This window comes from Candidatus Endolissoclinum faulkneri L2 (genome assembly GCF_000319385.1).
GTDB classification, from domain to species: Bacteria; Pseudomonadota; Alphaproteobacteria; order Thalassobaculales; family Thalassobaculaceae; genus Thalassobaculum; species Thalassobaculum faulkneri.
This window is the reverse complement of the sequence record NC_019566.1, coordinates 1,005,243-1,029,045: the sequence shown is the minus strand read 5'-3', so window position 1 is coordinate 1,029,045 and position 23,803 is coordinate 1,005,243. Positions and strand designations below refer to the sequence as shown.

The 23,803-nt window shown below is 30.1% G+C and carries 12 protein-coding genes; 4 read left to right on the top strand and 8 right to left on the bottom strand.

All coding sequences use genetic code 11. The features are described from left to right. Positions 1 to 1,089 precede the first annotated feature (1,089 nt). The 8 genes from purQ to yihA all read right to left on the bottom strand — a co-directional run bounded on the left by purQ (position 1,090) and on the right by yihA (position 15,538). Positions 1,090 to 1,782, bottom strand: coding sequence for a phosphoribosylformylglycinamidine synthase subunit PurQ (gene purQ, locus A1OE_RS03065; protein ID WP_015088805.1), 693 nt, complete (start codon positions 1,780 to 1,782; stop codon positions 1,090 to 1,092). 1,627 nt (positions 1,783 to 3,409) lie between these two features. Next, a complete protein-coding gene (gene purS / locus A1OE_RS03060; protein WP_044283276.1) occupies positions 3,410 to 3,652 on the bottom strand; it encodes a phosphoribosylformylglycinamidine synthase subunit PurS in 243 nt (80 codons plus the stop codon). Between the two features lie 2,181 nt (positions 3,653 to 5,833). Then, positions 5,834 to 6,619, bottom strand: a complete 786-nt coding sequence (purC, locus tag A1OE_RS03055; protein ID WP_015088797.1) for a phosphoribosylaminoimidazolesuccinocarboxamide synthase — start codon at positions 6,617 to 6,619, stop codon at positions 5,834 to 5,836. A 1,860-nt stretch (positions 6,620 to 8,479) separates the two neighbouring features. Further along, on the bottom strand, positions 8,480 to 8,626 hold the full coding sequence (locus tag A1OE_RS04510; RefSeq protein WP_202802549.1) for a hypothetical protein: 147 nt from the start codon (positions 8,624 to 8,626) through the stop codon (positions 8,480 to 8,482). Between the two features lie 57 nt (positions 8,627 to 8,683). After that, the gene (locus A1OE_RS04505) at positions 8,684 to 8,899 is read right to left on the bottom strand and encodes an MBL fold metallo-hydrolase (RefSeq protein ID WP_202802548.1); all 216 of its coding nucleotides are present in this window, start codon (positions 8,897 to 8,899) and stop codon (positions 8,684 to 8,686) included. A gap of 91 nt (positions 8,900 to 8,990) precedes the next feature. Next, positions 8,991 to 9,260 (bottom strand): MBL fold metallo-hydrolase, encoded by a 270-nt coding sequence (locus A1OE_RS04500; RefSeq protein WP_202802547.1) that lies wholly within the window; start codon positions 9,258 to 9,260, stop codon positions 8,991 to 8,993. A 4,131-nt stretch (positions 9,261 to 13,391) separates the two neighbouring features. Further along, complete coding sequence (gene aguB, locus A1OE_RS03045) at positions 13,392 to 14,252, bottom strand: N-carbamoylputrescine amidase (RefSeq protein ID WP_015088784.1); 861 nt, start codon at positions 14,250 to 14,252, stop codon at positions 13,392 to 13,394. A 617-nt stretch (positions 14,253 to 14,869) separates the two neighbouring features. Continuing rightward, positions 14,870 to 15,538 (bottom strand): ribosome biogenesis GTP-binding protein YihA/YsxC, encoded by a 669-nt coding sequence (gene yihA, locus A1OE_RS03040; RefSeq protein ID WP_015088782.1) that lies wholly within the window; start codon positions 15,536 to 15,538, stop codon positions 14,870 to 14,872. Between the two features lie 2,597 nt (positions 15,539 to 18,135). Here yihA and A1OE_RS03035 point away from each other — a divergent pair. From A1OE_RS03035 to dxs, 4 genes are all read left to right on the top strand, one after another. Continuing rightward, positions 18,136 to 19,167, top strand: coding sequence for an MBL fold metallo-hydrolase (locus A1OE_RS03035; RefSeq protein ID WP_015088777.1), 1,032 nt, complete (start codon positions 18,136 to 18,138; stop codon positions 19,165 to 19,167). A gap of 865 nt (positions 19,168 to 20,032) precedes the next feature. Continuing rightward, the gene (gene xseB, locus A1OE_RS03030; RefSeq protein WP_044283275.1) at positions 20,033 to 20,278 is read left to right on the top strand and encodes an exodeoxyribonuclease VII small subunit; all 246 of its coding nucleotides are present in this window, start codon (positions 20,033 to 20,035) and stop codon (positions 20,276 to 20,278) included. Positions 20,279 to 20,300: 22 nt separating this feature from the next. Then, complete coding sequence (locus A1OE_RS03025; protein WP_015088774.1) at positions 20,301 to 21,194, top strand: polyprenyl synthetase family protein; 894 nt, start codon at positions 20,301 to 20,303, stop codon at positions 21,192 to 21,194. 24 nt (positions 21,195 to 21,218) lie between these two features. Then, a complete protein-coding gene (dxs, locus tag A1OE_RS03020) occupies positions 21,219 to 23,132 on the top strand; it encodes a 1-deoxy-D-xylulose-5-phosphate synthase (RefSeq protein WP_015088773.1) in 1,914 nt (637 codons plus the stop codon). Positions 23,133 to 23,803 lie beyond the last annotated feature (671 nt).

Here is a 23,803-nt window from a genome sequence, read left to right as displayed (position 1 = left end):
CTAATTTTCGTTTTAAACTTTATTGTTCTTATTTACTAAGACTATTTTAGTCTAAATTTATTGATATTTATTACAGAACATTTATTGCATTGGTATTGTAGTTTTATTATAAAAGTAAAAATATTTAATTTCATTCTACAAATTATTTAAAATTTTTAGTTATTTATTATAGTATCTATAAATAGATACTATTTTATAATAAAATTTAGTATTTTGACAAAATCAAAGCGAATGTAACTGATATTTTTGAATTATAATTTTCTATTATTCTTTTATTCTAAGCTTCATCTCATCTTGACAAGTATTAGTTACGTTTTCTTAATGCTCTTAATCTTGAGATTAATTTTATTGATTTCTAGAAACCAACCTTTGATTTATAAATTATCCAAGATAGAATCTATCTCCAGGAATGAGTATTAATTCATTAATTTGTAGCAGATGTTTCAACATTCAAATAAATTTCATTACATAGATAATTTTTTTAAATTTTAAGCTGTACATTTTATTACACTAATGCAAACACATTTTAAACAGTAAAACTATCTTACGATGGGTGTAAAGTGTTTAATTTTTAAGCTAACTTCTTTACTATTATATGGATTACATAATATCATAATATATCAAAAATACATGTGGCTGCCGCGGAAATGAATATCATTTTGTTGAATAATCAAATAATATAAACAACAAAGATACATTGCTACATTGTTATTTATTATACATCAAACGCTAGTGTAGTTTTTTTGTCCAGCCTATAAGTATAACATTGTTATTATGATAATCTTTAGAATTTTAGCCTAGCTATCAGTAAAAATAACATCCGGATTTATTCTTATTTGATAATATACTCCAGGTGGTTTAATAGGAATTTTTTCATCGTTGCGCTATCAACTTTAGACTTTGTTTTAATGAGAATTTAGTGGCAGAGATTTGGTTTATGGAATGCATTACGTCTAACTATTTATAAGTAGTTGCTTGATTAATATTAGATCTATCAATGAACGCAGTTTACTTAAACTATCCATAACTTAGATCTATAATTTAACAAGATAAAACATGTAATTAATTTTACAAAAAAAAATCAACATCTCAAGATATTAAATACAATGATTTTATTAAATTATCAAAAAAATCTCTACCATCCGCTCTTCCGAAAAAAGAGTAAATAGCATTCTCAGGATGAGGCATTAAACCCAAAACTGTCTTATTTTCGTTATAAACGCCAGCGATATCACGCATAGATCCGTTTGGGTTTCCAAGCAAACCATTCTCATTTGTAACATAGCGAAAAGCTACCTGGTCATTATCCTCTATCCTATTAAGTGTGTCATCGTCAGCAAAATAATTACCATCGTTATGTGCAACGGGTAGTGAAAGAATTTGTCCCCGACTATAGCGATTGCTGAATATACTAGAAGAGTTTTCTACCTTCAAACTGATTGTTTTACACACAAACTTTAATGTAATATTACGCATAAGAACGCCTGGTAATATTCTAGCTTCGGTTAAAATCTGGAAGCCGTTACAAACTCCTAACACTGGTACACCATTTCTGGCTTGTTTCTCAACCGTACGCATTACAGGTGATAGTGCGCTGATTGCACCGGAGCGTAGGTAATCTCCATAAGAAAACCCGCCTGGAATAATAATTAAATCTACTTTGGGAATTTCGGTTTCTTTATGCCAAATAAAGAGTGGGTCATTACCGAAAGATTGGCGTATGGCTATAGACATATCCCGATCTCGGTTAGATCCGGGAAATAGAACAATCGCCGTTTTCATTTTTTGCTCTCCGGGAAACATCCAATTATTGGAATATTCAGCGGATAAGTGATCGCATAATTCTTATAATTGAACAAGTTAAAAATAGTATAGCTTAGTAAGTGATCGATATTAATATTTTAATAGATAAATTACTAAATAAAAATTCATTTGATGATATTAGTTTAGATGTCAAGATTGCTCTCGATTTTAAAAAATTTATTTAACTAAGATGCTTAGTGAAGCATTAATTAATTGAACTCACATCTAACTAAGATGTATTCTATACATTATTTAAATGTTAACAATTATCATTAATCACATAACTTAAATATTGATTTTTCATCTATAAAAAATTTTATCACTTAAATTTAGCATAAAAAATTATGCATTTATATAAGAAATATGTAAATAATAATGTGCTTCTCTGCATTAGCAGCTAATATATTGTTTAATATCTCACTTGTACTAATTCGATTAATTTTCGTTCAAAGTATCGTCGTTATATTTATAATTAGCATTAAGAAATGCTATTTGTAATTTGAGCTAAACTAGTATACTTGCCTAATTAATAGAATATAGTAAATGTAATTTATTCCTTTGATTAACATAGAGCATTGGCCTACAAAACATAGAAAAACTCAATCTATATAATTGCGCGATTAATTATTTTATATATATGATTAGCTGATTTAATCGATATAATAACTAGAAAATTGACAATTGCGCTTTTTGTAATTAATAATGATATTAAATAGTCATGAATTTTTGTATTGTTTTCGATTTATTAATCGATGATGTTACTCTTATTACAAAACTACCTTGTCAGATAATACCACACCATAGGATCGTAATAATTTATTAGTTTATTTTTTAAAGAAAATTCCTTAAGCAATAATTTTTAATGTATCTAATCTAGGATTTAATAGTATTGCGTTTGGAAGCATAGAGATTAGTTTCAATATTTAATGTCTAATGCTTGTATACAATTTTAGCAAAATAATTTAACTATATTTTATTCAGGATATTATTCATTTTGCTTTTTATTTTTCTAATCAATTTATATTGATTTTACTTTAGCTGTTAGTTGTAATCAATAGTCGGATACTAATTATTAATCTAAAAATAAATGTGCTGTGGGGTTGTCTTATGTTAAATAATTAAATTGTGCGAGTATTGTACAATATATTCACTAGTTTTTGCGGCTTCTATTGCTTTGTAATATAGTTGCGCATTAAACTAAAATATTAAGTATTTAAAGTATATTTGTATTTCTGCATCAGCACTTTTAAAAAATCATTAAATAAGTATTTTATATCTCAAACGGTGAACTTAATCTGTTTTAATATAATATATTGTGGATCGTACAATAATCCATCTGGTAAAACTAGATGTGCTATATTAACAACTGCAGCTGTGCAATCAAGATTAAGTGATAAATTGCGGTTGCTTAATTTTTAAGCAAAATATTATCTATTGTTCTTGGTAATTATTAGTTGATCTCTATTTAAGAGAGGGTATTTATTAGCGCTTTATTTATACTAATCAATGAAATATTCGATATGTTAATCGATAATTAATATAAGCCATCTAATGTGACATACATCATTAGTTAAACTTTAATAAGTAAAGAAAAGTACTAATTGGATTAGTCGTCGATGCTAACACTATAATTTTCGATAATCGTATTTGCTAATAGACGTTCGCACATGTTTTTTGTATAGGATAAAGCTTTAACGGAATCCGTTTCGTCAAGATCAATTTCAATTATTTTTCCTTGACGAACTTCGTTGATACCAACAAATCCCAAATCGGAAAGGGCACGAGCAATTACTTTTCCTTGTGGATCAAGTACTTCTAGCTTAAGTTTGAGATAAATAGTAACCTTCATAATATTATCCAAATTATTTAGTGTAGTAATTTTTATTATTACGATAAAATTCTACTACTTTTTAGTCAAATTAATCGTATAATTAAGTTTATTTTTTTACAAAATAAGTTTGTTAATGCTGTTATAGCTAACTTAAGTAAATTCGTGAAATTATCATGACAATAATCTAATGCAGCCGTTGATGTGGAAATTTGCAAAGAAAATAACTGAAATCTTTTGTTTAAACAAAATGTAAACGTATCATTGCCGATTAGGAAAGTTAATTTATACTAGAGTATAATAATGAAGATAGTTTATTTTTAATTTAGTAGGTAGAAATAAGATTTTTTTGGTTTTCCTTGCGAGAAAATTATATCTTTCGCTCATTTTAACACAATAATATATAAAGAATTATATATTATTGTGTTAAAATGGAATATGTAGCAATTATAGAACTTTTCTTATTAATATTTAACTACCGTTGTGTAGATAAATTTAAAAATATTTTAATTAGTAATCTATATGTGTTGTAGTATAGATTTATGAATGTATTTTCCTTAAGCATATTAAGTATTTTTTATGCCAAGGTAGCAAGTATTTTGAAGCTTAAACTTGATTTTTGCTAACATACTTAATATTTGTTAGTATAGTTTATTACTTATAAACTTTTTTATGGATCATAGCAATTTTTTACCAGTCTATTGAATATTAGTTTTATAGTTATTGCTTCAATACCTATCGGCTTTGAAAGGTAAAAATTTATTTTTATTATATATTTACTCATAGAATAAAATCTTAAGTTTTTAATGATTATACAGCAATCTTATGTTTTAATATAAAATTATAATTAACTATACTAATTGTGTGGAACCGCTTAATTTTTTTGTATAAAATCTACCGTTTGTGGGCTTAACGTCAATCATATCATATATCGGTTGATTAGTGATCAATTAATAGAAATATCAGCGCGCTGTTTTAACATAAGGCAATTTTAGCAGTGGATAAAATGGAATAAAAAAATAACTATCCGACATATTGTTAATGCTACTTAATTATATCACTCGATAACCTACTGTAATTATAAATAAAATACCACCTATCGGCGATTTATTTTTTTCTAGAATTAGTTTTTTATCGTAGAATAGATCATAAAGGTTCCAAATTATTAACATTTCCAAATTAAGTTTTAATATGAAAATTAACCATATCCTTTGTTATAATTAGTATCTCCAATACTAATTATAATCGCTAATAAATCACCAATCGACTAAATCGAAGGTTTTTTACAATAATATTTAAGTGATTGCATAACTGCTAAACTAATAATAATTAGGTTTTTTTATGCTATCAGTAATATCTACCTCACAAGGATAAATATTATCCGTTAGGGAGGTATATTATTTCAATGGTAGCTACTTCAATGCCATGGAATGACATTAAAGCAAATTAATTTGCGCATAATTGTTTTGTATCGTTAGGTTTATTAATTGCAATTGGTACAATGCTAAAGAAGTACTCTCAATTATTCTTAAGATCAATAATGATAAATTATTTTGATGCAGCAGTGTGGTTACAGCAATGCATTGTCAAGTAAAGTGACTTTGCCTACTGTATTAAGTAATAATAAAAATCAGCAAGAAGATTGATAAAATAATTAAGCGCTTAAAGATTGAAAATATTTTAAATTGATTATATTGCTTTTTTTGAAATTTTAATGCTGTTATTTATTCAAATAACGTATACTAAATACATTTCTTACCAAAAGTATTTCTAACAGAGTAGTTTACTTTTTCGAGATTTATCTGCATATCATCGTTAAAAATGCCAACATAGAACTTGAAAAATGTAAATTGCTTATGCAGATTATCTCATTTAGTGCAGTAACATTGCATTTTAAAATTCATCTACTTAATCAGTTTGCTTTCATAAGAATATCCATAGAATTATATCAATATCCGAATTAGCTATTTCTTGATGAGAGACTTAGTAGACTCTACCCTTGGATTAGCTACAAATCTGCAAGATATCTAGATATCACATGATGCTTATTGTTGAAGTTTGTAGCTAATTATCTCTGCTGTATAAATTTCAATTAGTATACAACATTTTATAATTTATTAGTATTAACTAAATCTGGTTGCAGTAATTTTTAAAAAATTCAATAAAAAGACTGATCAGCTATAATTATTAAATTATTTAGCATTATGCTAATCCATCTTGTACTGAAAGGCTATTGTGATTATTCAAATCAATGTTATTAATTTCCGTTAGCACTCCTAGACGGCGTGCTACCTCCTGATAGGCTTCCTTAACGCCACCTAGATCACGCCTAAAGCGATCCTTATCCATTTTTTCGTTGGTTTTAATATCCCATAATCGGCAATTATCCGGACTGATCTCATCAGCAAGTACGATCTGCACTTCCTCATTACTATTGTGCCAACGACCAAATTCTAGTTTAAAGTCAACCAGTCTTATTCCAACCCCAAGAAACAAGCCAACTAAAAAATCGTTTACTCGGAGAGACAAAATAATCATATCGTCTATCTCTTGATTAGTAGCCCAACCAAAACAATTAATATGTCCTTCAGAAATTAGTGGATCACCTAGTTCATCTGATTTGTAATAGTACTCAATGATAGAGCGCTGAAGTTGAGTACTTTCTTCTAATCCAAATCTTTTTGCTAATGAACCAGCAACTACGTTTCGTACTGCAACTTCAAGCGGAAGCATTTCTACCTCATGTATAAGCTGTTCACGCATATTAAGTCGACGAATGAAGTGGTTAGGCACACCAATCTCTGTCAATTTTGTCATCAAATATTCGCTAATGCGATTGTTAATAACACCCTTTCCAGCAATTAGATCATGCTTTTGATTGTTAAAAGCTGTAGCATCGTCTTTGAAGTATTGAATGATCGTGCCTGGTTCTGGCCCTTCATACATGATTTTAGCTTTACCTTCGTAGAGCTTGTAACGTTTAGACATTTAATGTGATCTCCAAGTTAGTAGATCAATACCCAGTTTTCGTTGACTGTCTAACTGAACTAATTCTAGTTAAATTTTAATAAAAGTATGTTTTTGCCATAAATATAAATAGCCTATTACTAACATAATAGACGATTCGATTGGTATTTAGTTAATTTATTCATCATAAAGCTATTCTTTTAAACCTCAATTTATCATATATTTAATGTTTATACAGTATTGGCAAAGAATTTAAGGTTTCTATAAACACTGCTAGTACTGAGAAACAAACTAAAGAAATCAATTTGATAATAAATTGATTTCTTTAGTTTGTTTCTCAGTACTAGCAAATTGCTTTCCTTTGTTGGAAAAGAAAAAATGAATAACATGGGTTTTAGACCTTCAATTACCTAGTATTTTAAGTCTTTATCTATAAAACTAAAATTTTAGTCATGCGGTAATCTAGCGCTATATAATTTATAGAAATGATTAGATATGCTTTGCTTAAAGTTATTTAGGACTGATTGTCGTAGAATTTCATATTGCTGGTTTATCAACTAGCTTGATAGTATTCCTGATGTTGTAATCTATAAGGCCTTTTAAAAAAGCTTGTGATGAAACAAATATCCATAATTGATTAAACTGTTGAGCTATTAAATCAAAATAAATTGTAAAAAACCTTATAATATAAATATCTGCTGTAACTAATTTATAATAAGTTATGGCATATCAATTTTACGTTTATGCATTGAAATAATAAAGTATTAATCTTTACACTAATAAGTTGATACTTATCCACCAAATTGGTGTAGGTCTTAATAATTAATTAAATAGAAATCAACTATTTTAGCTAAATAAACTCTATATCACTTTCATAGTATGAATAATGCCATTCATCGGATTGCTGGCTATTTAAAATCACATAAATAATGCATATTAGGTGATACAAGCTTACATCTACCACACTAATACATTATAACATATAATATTTAATGAGAATGAATAAAAAATTATTAACCATATAGGCAGCATTTCCTAGAGAAATTTTTCTAAATTTTTACCTGATTGGTGTGAGTTAAATGCAGTTGTTTTAGTTTTACTTCCAAGCTGGAAAATAAGAAAATGCTTAATTCCAGTTTTAATGATTTCAGAAAGATAATTCTAACATAAGCGTATAATCTTAACGATTGCACGTAAAAATTCTACGTCAGACACTAGTTTAGTTTAACGATAAATTAACAACCCATAACTTCTTTGGTGGATTTTAAATAAATTTAAAAAATTAGAATTAAAAATTTAAATAGAATATTATATCACCATAATAATTGTAGTATACAGCAGAGAAAAACACAAATGTTATTACGAGGATAAATTTACTAGATTTGTAACAATTAGTGTAATATAAAGAAATAGCTTATAAGGTAATTTAGATCTGATGAACTATCACGGGACTATTGAAGAAAAACTCATGTTATTAACCATAATAAACTTTTTCTTTTAAAGACGATCGAGTTAAAAACTTAGCAATAACTGGATGCTACTTCAGACGATTGCGCTCCTAATATCAATAATTGATATGATTGTTGATATTAGGAAGATAACGTTGAATATACTTTTTGAGTACATTATAAATAGATAACAATAAATATTAGCCAAAATTAACTTGAATCATCAGAAAATCCTTGGTTTATCTGCACAAGATCGCAAAGTTATTATAATTAAAAAATTAACGATAATGACATTATTTTATAATGCCTGCACTGATTTATGCTTTAATATTTTTTAAAGCTAGATTATAAGCACTAAAAATCATCAATTGATTAAACTTGCTATTTTTATCATTTATGTAATTCTATTAAAGTTTGCTTTCCTTGTTTTTTGTTATCTCAATAGTCTATTCATCGGTACCTTTAAAAAAGTATAGCCTTCTTTATCTGGAGGCTGCATTTGGCCAGCACGCATGTTTATCTGTAAAGAAAGTCTGATAAGACGTGGCATTTCTAGTTTAGCGTCATTATCTTCTCGCATTGCTATGAAATTTTTACGAGATATTCCCTCTGCCTACGTGGCTATTAGTTTCTTTTTCTACACTAACAGTGCTTCCCATTGAAAAGCTCGACCATTTGGTTCATAATCATGACACATAAATAGACGCATATTATTTGGTAAGTTTAGTAACTTTTGGATTGAATCGTATAATTTACCGGAATCACTGGCAGGAAAGTCGGTTCGTGCGCTTCCGCTATTTGACATAAACAAGGTATTTCCGATAAAGGCTGAGTTGCCTATAACATATGTCATACAGGTTGGCGTATGGCCCGGGGGTATGTATAGTAAATGCAGTCATGTTACCTATGTGATAAGTATCACCGTCGCCAAAAAGATAATCAAATTAGCTATCGTCCCTCTTGAATTCGCTTCCTTCGTTAAATAACACACCAAAAATATTCTGCACGATTTTGATCTCTTCGCTGATTCCTAATTTACCTCCTAGATTGCTCTGTATATAACTTCCTCCTGAGAGGTGTTCAGCATGAATATTAGTACCAATAATCGAATCTGTTTTTAAGCTATTGCTGCGAATATAATCAATCATTTTATTTGCATGGTAATAGTTTATTTCACCTACCGCGTAATTTATATCCATTACATAGTCAATCACAGCGCAAGATAACGAGTCTGGGTCACTTACTACATAACTTATTGTATTGGTTTCTGGCTCAAAAAAACTTCTATATTAGGGATTATCGTCATATCAATGGGATAGCCATCCATTATATTTTCCTATGGTTTTTTATATAATGCTTTGTTACTTTAATTAAAAAGTATTTTTATTAGCACCCGATCCTAGCCTATTTTTAAACTTAAAATGGTTAGCTACAGCCAATAAACTTGGATAATCTTTGATTAGCAATATTAAGATGTAAAAATAATTTACTATGTAGTTAGAAAAATCATCACTCAATAATGCTATTTAATAGCACACTATTGAGTTTTTATATCTACTTTTTTGACGATAATGAGGATTATCCTAAGTGCATTTACATGAAACATAAAGTTAATTTGCTCTGACAATTTAATTAATAGCTTTTTCACAATGCAAAATTCAAAACAGTCCGCTTATTATGATACTGTTATCATTTAAGAAAAATCTTATTTAAGTAAATCTAGATTACTATAATAAGATTATAGATATACTATTTGAGCATAATGCAATAAGTTTATTTTAAAAAAAATTATGTTGAACTTTTTGACGGTCGTATCAATTCGTATTTAATACCAAAATTTTTCTTGCATATTTATTGTTTCTTTGTATTAACTAGGTTTGTATTTTATTACGCATTGTACTAATAATTTGCCAATTGCAATTTCATTCATTGTTAAATTATTTTAATAAAAAAATTAAATTTTTTAGACATAAATAGGTATAATATTCAATTTTAATAATTTACAAAAAATCTAGCAATAACTTAAAATAAAAATTAATAAATAAACTAAATGCTAATTTTAAATAAGCATTGGTGCTTTTTAAAAACAAATACAAGACTGTTAGTGTTTTTATGTAGAATCGATAAAGTTTTTGTGTCGTAATTTTTTTTTGGTATTATTCGACTATTATCTAGGGTAGCAATGTTAATTTAGCTGCGATGTATTATTAATACTATGGTGAGCTGCCTGATAAATTATGAGAATTTTTAATTTTTATCAAGCATTTCTATATAAACTAACTTGTTTTCCATACGGATGGGCTGTTGATTAAGCTTAGAATTGCTATTAGGTTTTTACAAAAATACTATGGATAATGAATAGTATAGTCCTTATATAAAATTTTGGCAACAATAAGTATAGTACTATCGAGTTATATCTACTAGATCATAAATGAAAATGCGCATATTTTAAGCCTTATTCTTATTAGTTATGATACTAAATAGAAATTACTTTAAATATTAAGATTATGAAATAAAGCGAATAATGTTTTTGTTCATAACATTACTTATTCTTTCCAGATGGATTAGTTAACATAAAAATTTAACTTTGATACTAAAATGAGTTTTTACGGATACAATAATAAGCAAAAAGTTGTTATGGTTTCCAATGAAAACATTAAAAATTTTTAATTTCCTTCTTAGAAGCATTTAATATGGTGTAACTTATTGATATTATATTTAATATGTCAGTTAAGAAAAATAGGTATATTTAGTGAAAAGAAAATCTGCTTTATATTTTATTAAGCACATTGTATATAAAACAAGTTAATTTTAACCCTTGGCAACCACTGCTCTAAAGTTAATTATTGTAATCCATACTATATTAAGATTAATATTTTAAATACTATATAGTATACTGGCGCTTTTATTGTTGTTTTTGATAACATAGTGTTTAAAAAGCAAGATATCAGTCAATTAGTTAAGACTAATATTGTTTGTTAAGATTTGGCTAAAGGTTGCTATACTTAGCTAACTAAGTAAGATAATTATGCACTTAACCAGTCAATCCACTGATATAGCTAAGTTTAAGACGTCTTTGCATAAAAGCAATATTTTAGTTAATGAAATATTAGTACTATATTATATAGTATTGTAATTAGCAAAAATGCATTAACTAATAAATTTAGCAAATATTATGCATAATATGTTTTATAACATAAATATTATTGCATTTTATTCCAAAAAAATTCTTCAGCTGTAGATTTTAAATGATTATATTTACCTAGCATAATATTTTATATATGCATAGCATATTTTACTAGACAATAGCGTATACTAGTACGCTGGATAGATAATTGAAAGGTTAGTTATATTTAAAACTAAAAATTAATAACATATTCCTTTATATCTGCAAACAGCACAATTTGCTTTGTTTAGATCCAAATCTTTCTATAAGAAAATTATTTGCTCTATTTTTTTAAATAGACATTACTACACAAGCAATTTATTGATCTAGATAGAAATCTAAGTATATTATTTAGATAGCAAGGATGTATCAATAATGCTTAAAGACATTTTATATTTATTAATCACTTGTATTAAATTTCTATAATTATTTTATTAATATTATTAACTTTTCAAAAAAAACTTTATTACCTATGTTAAATGATTAACTGTGAACTGTTTAAAAAAAATTTTTGTATTCTCGTTAATTAAATTAACAACCTAAGCGTAAATAGGTTACGCTTGCACTATTTTTTAATGCAATATCCTAAGATCGATATTTAATTATTTTTAAACAAAAATGACGATGTAATTTATTAGTTCTAGTATGCAAGTTAAATGTACTCAATTTAAGCTTGGTAGTATTATTTTGCTTAACGCAGCAAAACTGAAGGCAGTTCGACATTGCGAAGATTTGTCTAGTTAGTTATTATTTTTTTTAACTCGTCAACTTGCATATAAGTATGATTATGCGAAACATTCAAACTACTAAAATAAACTAAGTGAGCTAAGTTGGTAGTTTTGTTTGCGATAGTAAAAAGTTTATATTCCATAAAGTAATGCCTTCAATTACTAGAATAAAATAATGCTTTATGATATGCTCTCTGTCTAAGACGACGGAGTTATCTTTCTTTTAAAGAAAATTATTTTTATGATAAAGTTAATAACTTTAATGTAGAATAGAGAGCAAATATTCTCATAGATCATCTAACATTATTGTAAAAGATAGCTAAAAATAAAAGTTATGATGGTTAGTACATCTAACTGTTTTTTCTTAAGGAGATTTTTGCCTTTAACCTAGTCATTAGCTTTAACAAAAATTCGTTGAGATTATAATGCGAATTAGGATTTAAGCAATGAACGCATTTGAGTTTAAAGTAAAAATGCTTAGCTGCTCAATCAATCTAAGAGTGAATATCAGTTATATCATTATTAACAATGACTTAATTTATGTACCTACAAGTAAAAATTTTTATTTGTTAACAGTTAAACATTTATTAAATTTGCTATATATTAAATACTTTGGCTTTCTTTGGTATTATGTTTAATCTATTTAATCGCATTATTCAGTATAAAAATACCGCCGAATAAAGCAAAAGTGATAGCAAGAATTTACATTCTAGTCACTTTAGTAAAAGTGGTAATCTTATTTTAAGTTAAATAGTCTAAAATAGATTTATCCATTAACAATTATCTATTTCCCTCATTAATGGAGAAAAAAACATAAGAATCATTCAAAATATAGTAAATTACATTAATTTAATATGATTAGGTAATTCAATTATTAAAATATACTTGATAATATGCTTGTTTATTAATTTAAAAAAGTATTTTACACAAATTGCTATAACAAAATTTACCAAAAAATCTAATTAACCGCCAACAGCATTCTATTAAGCAAGCAAATAATTTTAATTAAAGTATGCAATTAATTCCAATGTTATAATAAAAGCTTGCTAGTTTAAGTTAATCATTAACAAATTTGGCTATTTATTTGCCGACAAGAATTTTTCTTAGTTACTATAACTACATACTTACATCAACAAATTAGCATTTTTTATTGTCAATTATCATTGATTGTCTATCAATATTCTATTGATAAGTTATCATATCATTGGTGTACTATACAATTTTATTATTTAGTAAGCAGTACTTTCATTAAAAATGATTGCTTCTAATAAGATCTGTACAGTAGATATAAATATTAGTAAAATATTATTTACCCTATGAGTTTTAACATAAGAACAAATCAGCTTAGTAATGCAAGCTTAATTAAATTAAGCTAATTAAATAAATTACTTAGAAAACTAACTATTTGTAGATTATAAACAATTACAGTAGTTTTTTATCACTTAAACCACTTAGGCCGTAATAATATTATATAATTGTGGTCGACGGTCACGAAATACACCCCATTTGATTCTTTCAGCTCGCAACTCGTCTAAATCAAAAGTTCCAAGAATTACCGCTTCTTTTTTTTGCTTGGCATCAGCTATCACTGCTCCAGTTGCGTCGGTGATAAAAGAAGAACCGTAGAAAGTAACATCCAATGTATGACCAATCTCTATACCTGTACGATTACTGACAATAACAGGAATTAAGTTAGCGCCTGCATGTCCCTGCATAACTCTACGCCAATGAGCAGAGCTATCAACTTGCGAATTCGCCAACGGTTCGTTGCCTATAGCGCTTGGATACAGCAAAAGCTCCGCACCCTGTAAAGCCATAGCGCGAGCAGCTTCAGGAAACCATTGATCCCAACAAATCGCGCATCCAATACAGCCATAAGCGGTATCCCAAACTCGAAAGCCAGTATTGCCAGGAGTAAAGTAGAATTTCTCTTGATATCCTGGTCCATCGGGGATATGCGACTTACGGTACAGATCGAGAACAGATCCATCAGCGTCTATCATTACCAGGCTATTGAAATGCGTATTATAAGTCTCTTCAAAAAAACTAAACGGTAACACGACAGATAATTCTCGAGCGATGCTCGAGAAACGAGCAATGATCGGATTACCCTTCAATGGTCGTGCTAACTGAAAATAAGATGCATCCTGATCTTTGCAAAAATATTGCGTCTCAAACAACTCCTGCAGCAAGACGATTTGCGCTCCATCTTTTACCGCGTGGCGCACCATTTCTTCAGCGTGGTCAAGATTATCAGCACAATTATCACCACAGGACATTTGAGTAGCAGCGATAGTAACAATTCGTGACATCAAATTAACAATCAATAGAACGGCAGCGGAAAGTGGTAATTTACCGATGTGTTTTCAAAAACAACGTAATATGAAATTTACGTACAATAACTTCTAATTCAAATTTTTTCAATCAAACTTGATTTTAGAAAAAAAGATATGCAGCAATGTTTTTACAAATTAAAAACACCAATAATTAAAATTACTGCTCGTAATTAAAACATGCTTTAAATATATTTTAGTTTTATTTCCTTATTTATTGTCTTTAAATATTATCTCTTTACTGTATTAGTATTTTTATGATATCTAAAAAATCAAAGTAATTTACATCGATCATGACATAATATAAGTTAAAACAGGGATGAAAAATTTTTGCTAACCGTTTACCAGACTGGTTTAAAATTATAAGTTGGTTTCTTCGCATTAATTCATCTGACAAGGATATTTTTTGCGTTAAAAAAACATAATAATTCACAGCGTTTAATCATGTATTGGGCGAAAGGTTGGCGTTTTTTCTTGAAAAAAAATGAAAAATCGTTTCTCATTATTTTACTGTCGAAAACATCCATAAGTCAAATAAAAACTTATAGTTTTTACTATTAAATACCTAATAGCAATAAATTCATCTAACTTAGAAGTTAAATCTTTTTTAAGTCACTTAATTTAATGTTAGCAAAGCGAGTTAATTCTACTTGTAATTCTAGAATACCAATGCCACTAACAACGCTAGTTGCTCCTACTATAGGATATGCTGCTGGCCGATACAATATCTTGGTGATAATTTTTTCAATCATTATGGCAAGTTCAATTTGCTTAACTTTGTCTACCTTAGTTAATACTACTTGATAAGAAATAGCGATTTTATCTAAAATGTTCATGATTACATCATCTATATCTTTTAACCCACGTCGGCTGTCGATCAGTAGACTAACTCTACGTAATGTTGTCCTATAACGTAGATAGTTGAATATATTTTTTATCCAAATGGCTTGCTTCACCTTCGAGGCTTTTGCATAGCCATATCCTGGTAAGTCTACCAGGATTATTTTCTCGCTTAAGTTAAAGAAAATGATTTCTTGAGTACGCCCAGGAGTATTTGATTGTCTTGCCATAGTTTTACGTCCTGTAAGCGCATTAACTAAACTTGATTTGCCTACATTAGAGCGTCCCATGAAGGCAACTTCTGGTAGCTTTTCCATTGGCAATTGCAAACTTGTCGCTGATGAGGCGACAAAGCTGCAGTTATGGGCGAATAAAAAACGAGCCAAAGCAAGTTCTTCTTTCGAATTATTATTCCCTTGGATCATATTATTCAAGATTATTTTATGCACAAAAATCGCTAATTAACAAAGAGAAGATAATATTTCTATAGATAATTTAATAACTGATTTACAGTTTGACTTTTATTATTAGCCATCTAATCAAACTGATTGTAAAAAGAACATTCATTCTATTTATTAATTATACTCGAATAATTTGAATACTTCAAGATATTTAGCAAAAAAATTATTTAGCATATTATTATCAATTTTATTCTAACAATTAATAAAACTCTGATGAGGATTATTAATCGTACGCATTATATTAATAGATAATCCTTTTATTTTCGCTGCCGACAACAAGAGTTTGATTTGATCAAACGGTATATTTTGAATAATTTACTGCTGCATACTATTATGCGTTTTGAATTACTTTTATTGGATTATTGATACTTGCTGGATCCAACGCTAATTGATCTAATTTTGTAATATCTATAATTTAACCTTTTAAGACATATTTGGCAAAAGTTTTGTCGTAAAATACCAAAATTATCTAAAAAATTTTAGATTTGTGGGCAGTTGGCACGAGAAAAATGAGTAATTTATTTGAGCAAATTTTTAATTAACATAATATTTATGCGAAATTACTAAGGAGATTTGTTATATTGGCATTTTTGTGTACTGTTATTATTTATGGATCTAATAATGATTGCACGATGAAAGGGATTTTTCAGTAAAAATTACTATATAAACTATCTAATTCATCATCTAGACATGATTATTTAGCTAATTTTTTACGAAACTGCATGTATTAAGCTTGATCATTGACTTTTTCAGTGATTCAGAATTATAACTATGTTCTTTCAAACTAGTATACAATAGGATATAATTAAAGCTAATTAATGATTGTAACATAATGTAAGCAAGGCTATTGGTGAAGTCTATTTAAGTATATTGTTGTAAGCTTGCATTAATGTAGTATTTTCTGCTGAATTTATTACCGAGTTTAATCAATGCTGTGTCTATTTTTTGATGCTTTGTGCTAATTGTAGTTGTGAATATGCGTCAATCAAATTTTTGGAATACGTTAAATTTACTCTCAAGCTTTACTTGTGCATGAGATTATATCAGCAATTAGCACAGATTATGTCCAAGATAATTGGGCATTGGGTAAAATAATATGCCGTATTTAAAAAAATACGATTAAACTGATATGGTCGCTTTTACATTAATAGATTTTTTTATATCGTAAAAGCTCAACAAGTCAGTATTATGCCATAAAGCGTAATTATTTTATCCTAGTTTTCTTCAGTATAAACTATATAACGATTTCTACCTTATTTGTTGTTGATGATTTTCGGTTTTTGCTTAATTAATTTACTATCTATCGACAAATGAAATAACTGTTATTTTATAATGAAATAACTGTTATTTTATATACTTGATCGATGTCCTGTTAAGGAATGTTTTTTGCTAAAAGTAGTTCAGTATAATATTGAATTACTTAAATTCCCGTTCTTCTTTCTTTGAAAGAAAAAGGACAAATTTACATTGTAAAAAAGATAGCATTAAGGTTGCTTGGGAAATTTGAGTAATTTTTATGAATGATTTGACAATTTGGATATTTATCAGGTATGTATATAGTTGTATATTAAAATATAGTCGAAAATTGTATTTGTTCATGTTTCTGTATTATAGCTATGCTAATTAATACATCTTCTTGAAGCATAAGAATCTTTACCGACATTGTATACTACAAATTTTTGTTAATTTATAATTAGTTTATGTATTTTTGTAGCGTAATTATTGCTTTGTATACTTAACTATAAAGCTTGACAAAAGCTGTTTAGATTTTAATGCGTTGTTTATTCTCCAGCCGGATAGTAATTAGATTTTTTTTGACATAATAATTACTTTCTGAAGTAAGTATTATTATGATTAGCAAATCATCAATTAAGCACAACCTATTGATGATTTGAGCTCGCTATCAAGCCTTTAAAAAGAGTCATAATTTATGGTACATACGCACTATGTTACATTTGCTTAAGCGAAGTATTTTACCTTAAAACAGATTATTATATCATAAGTTAATTTTTTTTGCAAAATTTACGCTGCACAGTTGTTTTTAATTTTATCGCAAGAAACACATAATGACAGTTTTTCAGCGAAGGATAATTTAATTAATAAAGATAGACGGTTATTAGGTTGTATGCTGTTTGTTATGATTTAGATTCATAAGTTAAAATAATATTTAATGTATCTTAAGCAAGATTTGTTATGAAGTATAAATAATATAGTATTGTTATAAATCTAATTTGTTTTTTTTGTATACTATTGTCAAATAGTTTGCTATTAAACGAGCATACAGTTGTTTTTAATGCTTTGAGCGTTTTGTCTATGATGGCAACCAATATCAATACATGCTATCTTCAATGTATCGAGGAATATTTTTAATAGTTGCATTTCTCAACACTTTATTTTATGCATGAAGGTGTATTAGTTAATAAAGAGTAATAATTTTGGTAGGTCACTGTTTATATTCTTTCTCCTTAGAAAGGATTGATTTAAAATAGTCTAAATAAATAGTTTTTACTTTTGATTAACCCAAATATAGTGTACTTAGAAAGTTTTTACTGTTTTATCTAATGAAAACTGACATTGATTACATCTACGGTAATACCCTCCCTAATCCAGGTACAGCCATGGAAGTCTCTCCTGGAATTCGTTGGATCAGAATGCCGCTTCCGTTTGCTCTAGACCATGTTAACTTATTTTTGCTAGATGACGGTATAGAAGGTTGGGTTCTAGTAGATACTGGTCTTGCATCGAAGACGACTCAAGATCTATGGGAGTTGATTTTAGCTAACGAATTATGTGATAAGCATATATCACGTATTTTGATTACTCATTTTCATCCAGATCATATTGGCAATGCTGGCTGGTTGTGTAAACGTACTGGTGCGCAGTTATACATGAGCCGCACTGAGTGGCTGTCAGCCAGAATTACTTTGGCAGAGCGGCAAGAAGATTTTCAAGAAGATATTCAAAATTTTTATAGTTTAACTGGGATATCTGACTTATCTAGTTTTGAAGTGAATGATTTCGCTGCTCAATTTCATCGAATCGTTTCGCCAGTACCACCGCTCTATAGACGGATAAGAGAAAAAACTTCCTTGGTAATTAGCGGTAAGACTTGGACCCCTATCCTCTCCGAAGGGCATTCGCCTGAACACATTTGCCTATATTGTAGTGAAGGTAATATTTTAATTGGCGGTGATTTTTTACTACCGCAGATCTCACCAAACGTATCTGTTTGGTGGAATGAACCGGAAGTTAACCCACTAGCGGACTACATTCAATTTCTGGAAAACTTAAACTACATGCAATCAAGCATTCTGGTTTTACCGGCACATGAACTACCCTACCGTGGTTTGCAGAAACGCTGTTCTGCTCTGCTTGCTCATCACAAGGAGCAACTTCAATTAGTACTAGAGGCTTGTTCCTTGCCTTCGACCGTCCTAGATGTTACTTATAAGATGTTTAAACGTCAGTTTGATCCCAATCAACTTAGCTTTGCTATTGGCGAATCTCTCGCACATCTAAATTATTTGATGGGGATTGGAAAAATAGAACGAAACTTAGATGCAAGCGGGTTTTGGCGCTATAAAATTAAGTAAATAATTACATTTGTAACTTAATTTTATAGCCCGTTTTTAGTATAATATTCATAGTAATGACCTTAGCATGTTTATTTTAACAAATAATCCTTGTTAATCTAGATCAAACTTAAAAAGTGATATTATTTTCTATTTTTATTGAACTAGTAGTTTTTTAATATTCATTTACTAAAGACTACAACGCAAAATTTACTTGTTTAAGCTGGTGTATTAAGTTGTAATTTAGTTTTAAGGTAGTTGTATTAGCATATTTTAATACCGCATCCCTATAGCTAATCCGAGTCTGTTTACATTTACGTACTTAGCGTGTCGTAAATGTCAAAAAAAGTTATGTGGCCGCCAAGTCATTTAATTTCGCTTAGATAATGATTTTCTTTAGTAATTCTAGTAGTGCAATACATGCAATTATATAAGTTTAATATTCAAGTTTTTAGTCAGTATTATATGGTCTGTATAGTAAGCTTGAAGCTAAGTTAAAGTCGTATAAATTAAACTATGAGGTTTTATGAGAATGTTAATGATATTTGTTGGAGATCAGATTTTGCTAATGGGTAATCCTGGAAAATTCCATCCATAGATTACCTCAAAAAATGGTATTAAACTTACGCCAAACAGTAAAAATCTCATTATTTAGCGATGTTTGATACTAACACTATAAACCATTCTAAACAATTTATTTATTAACTCCAGATAATCGTTGGTTTATTTTTATGTTTATTTATAGAAAAAGGCAAGATATTTGCTTGATTGTCTTGTTTTTCATAAGATTTGTCTCTTCATGATTAAAGAGAAAAAACAAATTTTATAAATTGGTAAATTAGAGTACATAAATTTTCTTGCATTTTCCAGAGGACAGGTATGAATCATGTACAATTTACCCCATCCAGCGGAACCTATTGATACTATAACCTTCGAAAAGGCTTTGTGCGAGCTTGAAGTAATCGTTGATAATTTGCAGCAAGGTGAGTCTTCGTTGCATGATACTATTGCCGCTTACGATCGTGGCATTGCTTTAAAAAAATATTGCCAAAATGAATTAAAGAAGGCCTTGTTTCAGGCTAAGCATGTTAGTCTTAATGAAAGCATTCAGCATTCTGGTAATAAAGATTAAAAATGTCATTAGGAGAAACTGAATGTCTGATCTGCCAACGTTGCTAGCGGAGTGTACTACCGTCGTTGATGAAATTATGGATGTAATACTGCTATCGCAAACCAAAGATACTGAGATGCGGCTTTTTGAAGCAATGCGTTACTCCTATACGACAGGGGGCAAAAGGCTGCGACCGTTTCTTGTAACTCATTCTTCAGCACTATTTAGTGTTGATCAGCGTTGTGCAGCTCGAGTTGCAGCTGCTGTAGAATTTATGCACACCTATTCTTTAATTCATGATGATTTACCAGCGATGGATAATGCTGATATTCGACGAGGCAAGCCAAGTTGCCACAGGCAATTCGATGAAGCAACGGCCATTCTGGCTGGTGATGCGCTTCAGGCTCTAGCTTTTGAGGTTCTTACCGCACCGGAGACTCATGTTGATCCTGCTGTACGAGTAGAACTGGTGCGAGGATTGTCTCAAGCAGCTGGTGTAAATGGTATGTGCGGTGGTCAAATGATTGACTTGCTTGCTGAGCGTACGGGTGAGTTAAACATTAGCAAAATTACTCGCTTACAGCACTTAAAAACTAGTAAAATGTTTGCATTTTCTTCAGTTGCTGGATCTATTTTGGGTAAAGGTTCTCATAGATCTTATATGGCATTACATAATTTTGCGCAGGACTTTGGTTTAGCTTTTCAGATTGCTGATGATTTACTGGACGTGGAAGGCGATCGGAAAAAACTTTGTAATTCAGTTGGACAAAATGTTGTAGACGGCAAGGCAACTTTCGTTTCAGTTTTAGGAGTGGAGAGGACGCGAGCTCATGTTAGTTTGTTAGTTGATAATGCTATCACTCAGCTCGAAGTATTCGATGAAGTAGCTGATCCGCTACGTGAGGCCGCTCACTATTTTACAAATAGCATTAACTGACGGACTTGGTATGGTTAATAAATTATGAGCTATCGGCCAGATACTCCGCTCCTGGATGTAATCTCTACTCCTGATGATTTGAAGGAGTTGAGCGTTAGCCAATTACGTCAAGTGGCCGATGAGCTGCGTGCTGAGACAATTTCAGCGGTATCAATTACTGGCGGGCATTTAGGTGCCAGTCTTGGTATAGTTGAGTTAACAGTAGCTTTGCATCATGTGTTTGATACACCGTACGACAAAGTGATTTTGGATGTTGGGCATCAAGCTTATCCGCATAAAATATTAACTGGTCGGCGCGACCGCATCCGTACACTGCGTCAAGGAGGGGGGCTGTCAGGCTTTACCAAGCGCTCCGAGAGCAAATATGACTCTTTTGGTGCTGGGCATAGTTCAACTTCTATTTCCTCCGGCCTTGGTATGATTGCGGCGCGTGATCTATTGGGCAAGGATTTTGATGTGGTTTCGGTGATTGGTGATGGCGCAATGAGTGCTGGTATGGCTTATGAGGCTATAAATAATGCTGGGGCATCTGCCAGTAGCATTTTAGTAATTTTGAACGACAATAAAATGTCGATTTCCCAGCCTGTTGGTGCAATGAGTGCTTATTTATCTCGGATAGTATCTTCGCGTTCTTTCTCTTCTTTACATGAACTCAAAAAACAACTTACTCAACACTTTCCGAGATCTCTGGACTTAGTTACTCGGCAAGCGAAAAAATTTGCCCGGGATATACTTAGGGGGAACACTCTTTTTGAGAAAATGGGTTTTTTCTATATTGGCCCGGTTGATGGGCATAATATCGACCATCTTGTTCTAATTTTAAAAAAACTAAAGGGTAGCAAGCATGGACCTGTGCTCTTACACATAGTTACTGAAAAAGGCCGAGGACATCCGTTTGCTAAGAACAATGCTGAAAAATATCATGCAGTTGCTAAATTTAATCCGATTACTGGCAAACAGGTTAAGCCAAAATTGAATGCTCCGAGTTATACTAACGTTTTTGCTGAGAGTTTAATTCAAGCAGCTGAAGTAGATGACCGTATTGTCGCAATTACTGCCGCTATGCCATCTGGTACAGGACTTAACAAATTTGCTGAACGTTTTCCAAAACGTAGTTTTGATGTTGGTATCGCTGAACAGCACGCAGTCACATTCGCTGCTGGCATGGCATGTGAGGGAATGAAGCCATTCGCAGCAATTTATTCAACCTTTTTGCAACGTGGTTACGATCAGGTGGTTCATGATGTGATGTTGCATGATTTACCAGTACGCTTTGCTATCGATCGTGCTGGATTAGTTGGTGCAGATGGCCCTCCTCATGCTGGGGCCTTTGACTTAACTTATCTTGGTTGTTTACCAAATTTTATTATTATGGCACCATCTGACGAGGCAGAATTGAAGCACATGATTACTACTGCTGTTGCAATTGATGATGGTCCTTCAGCTGTACGCTATCCTCGCGGAGAAAGTGTTGGAGTAGAGTTACCGGAGATTGGATCTGTACTGCAGATTGGTAAGGGTAGAATTATACGTGAAGGGACAACTGTCGCGATATTATCTCTTGGTACTAGACTACAAGAAGTTGTATCTGCAGCCGATGCTTTGCAAGCACGCGGAATATCCACTACAGTGGCCGATGCAAGATTCGCTAAGCCAATTGATGGTGAACTTGTTAGTCGTCTAGCTAAAGAACATGCAGTACTTATCACTGTGGAAGAGAATGCCATCGGTGGATTTGCTACTCAAGTGCTGCATCATTTGGCTCAAGCTAGGCTATTAGATATCGGATTAGTGATACGCTTGATGGTGCTACCTGATCGGACCATTGATCATGACAGCCAGATTGCTCAATACAAAGATGCTGGATTGGATGCAGAATCAATTTTGAACACAGCACTTTATGCACTAAAAGCACCTGTAAGATCAGGAAATATTTAGATTGGCTATTAAAAAACTATACATTGCATGATTTGATAGCCAAATTACAGTAGCTTAGTTTAAGTTTCATATATTCTTAATTAGTTATATTTTTTGCAAAATGTCTTTTACATCCTTACTTAATTTTTACTAATAAATACTCAAATAGGATTGATCGGTAATTGGAAAATTACACTAAAAAAACAGTTACTACAATATATCAATAATAGTAATGAAAAAGTTTTTATATGCGAGGAATTAATCTCAATTAACTGTGCACTAGTTAATTTTACCAAATAATTTATACATTAAGCTAGTTTTTAGGCTTTAACGCAAAAGCCTTATAGGCGCATGAAAACATTTGCTATTTAATCCGTCTATAATATGAAATTTCACTGTTGCCTAAAGCTAAAAGCTAGTGATTACAAAATATATATAGCGTGCCATGTTTGTTTTTTTAGGTAAAAATAAAGAAAAATCATATGTACTAAAATAAAAATTGCGCTACTGTAATCTAAAAAAATCTATCACAAGATATTTCTAGGTTATCTTTAAATTAGGAATATTGAATTCTGCTTAAGATTATAATCTAATTGGTCAACTTTAACAATTGAGCTGTAAAATTTTTTATCCATTAATGCCCGTAAGTTATTTTAAAATTCTTGCTAAATAATTTTTTGTAATCTATATGA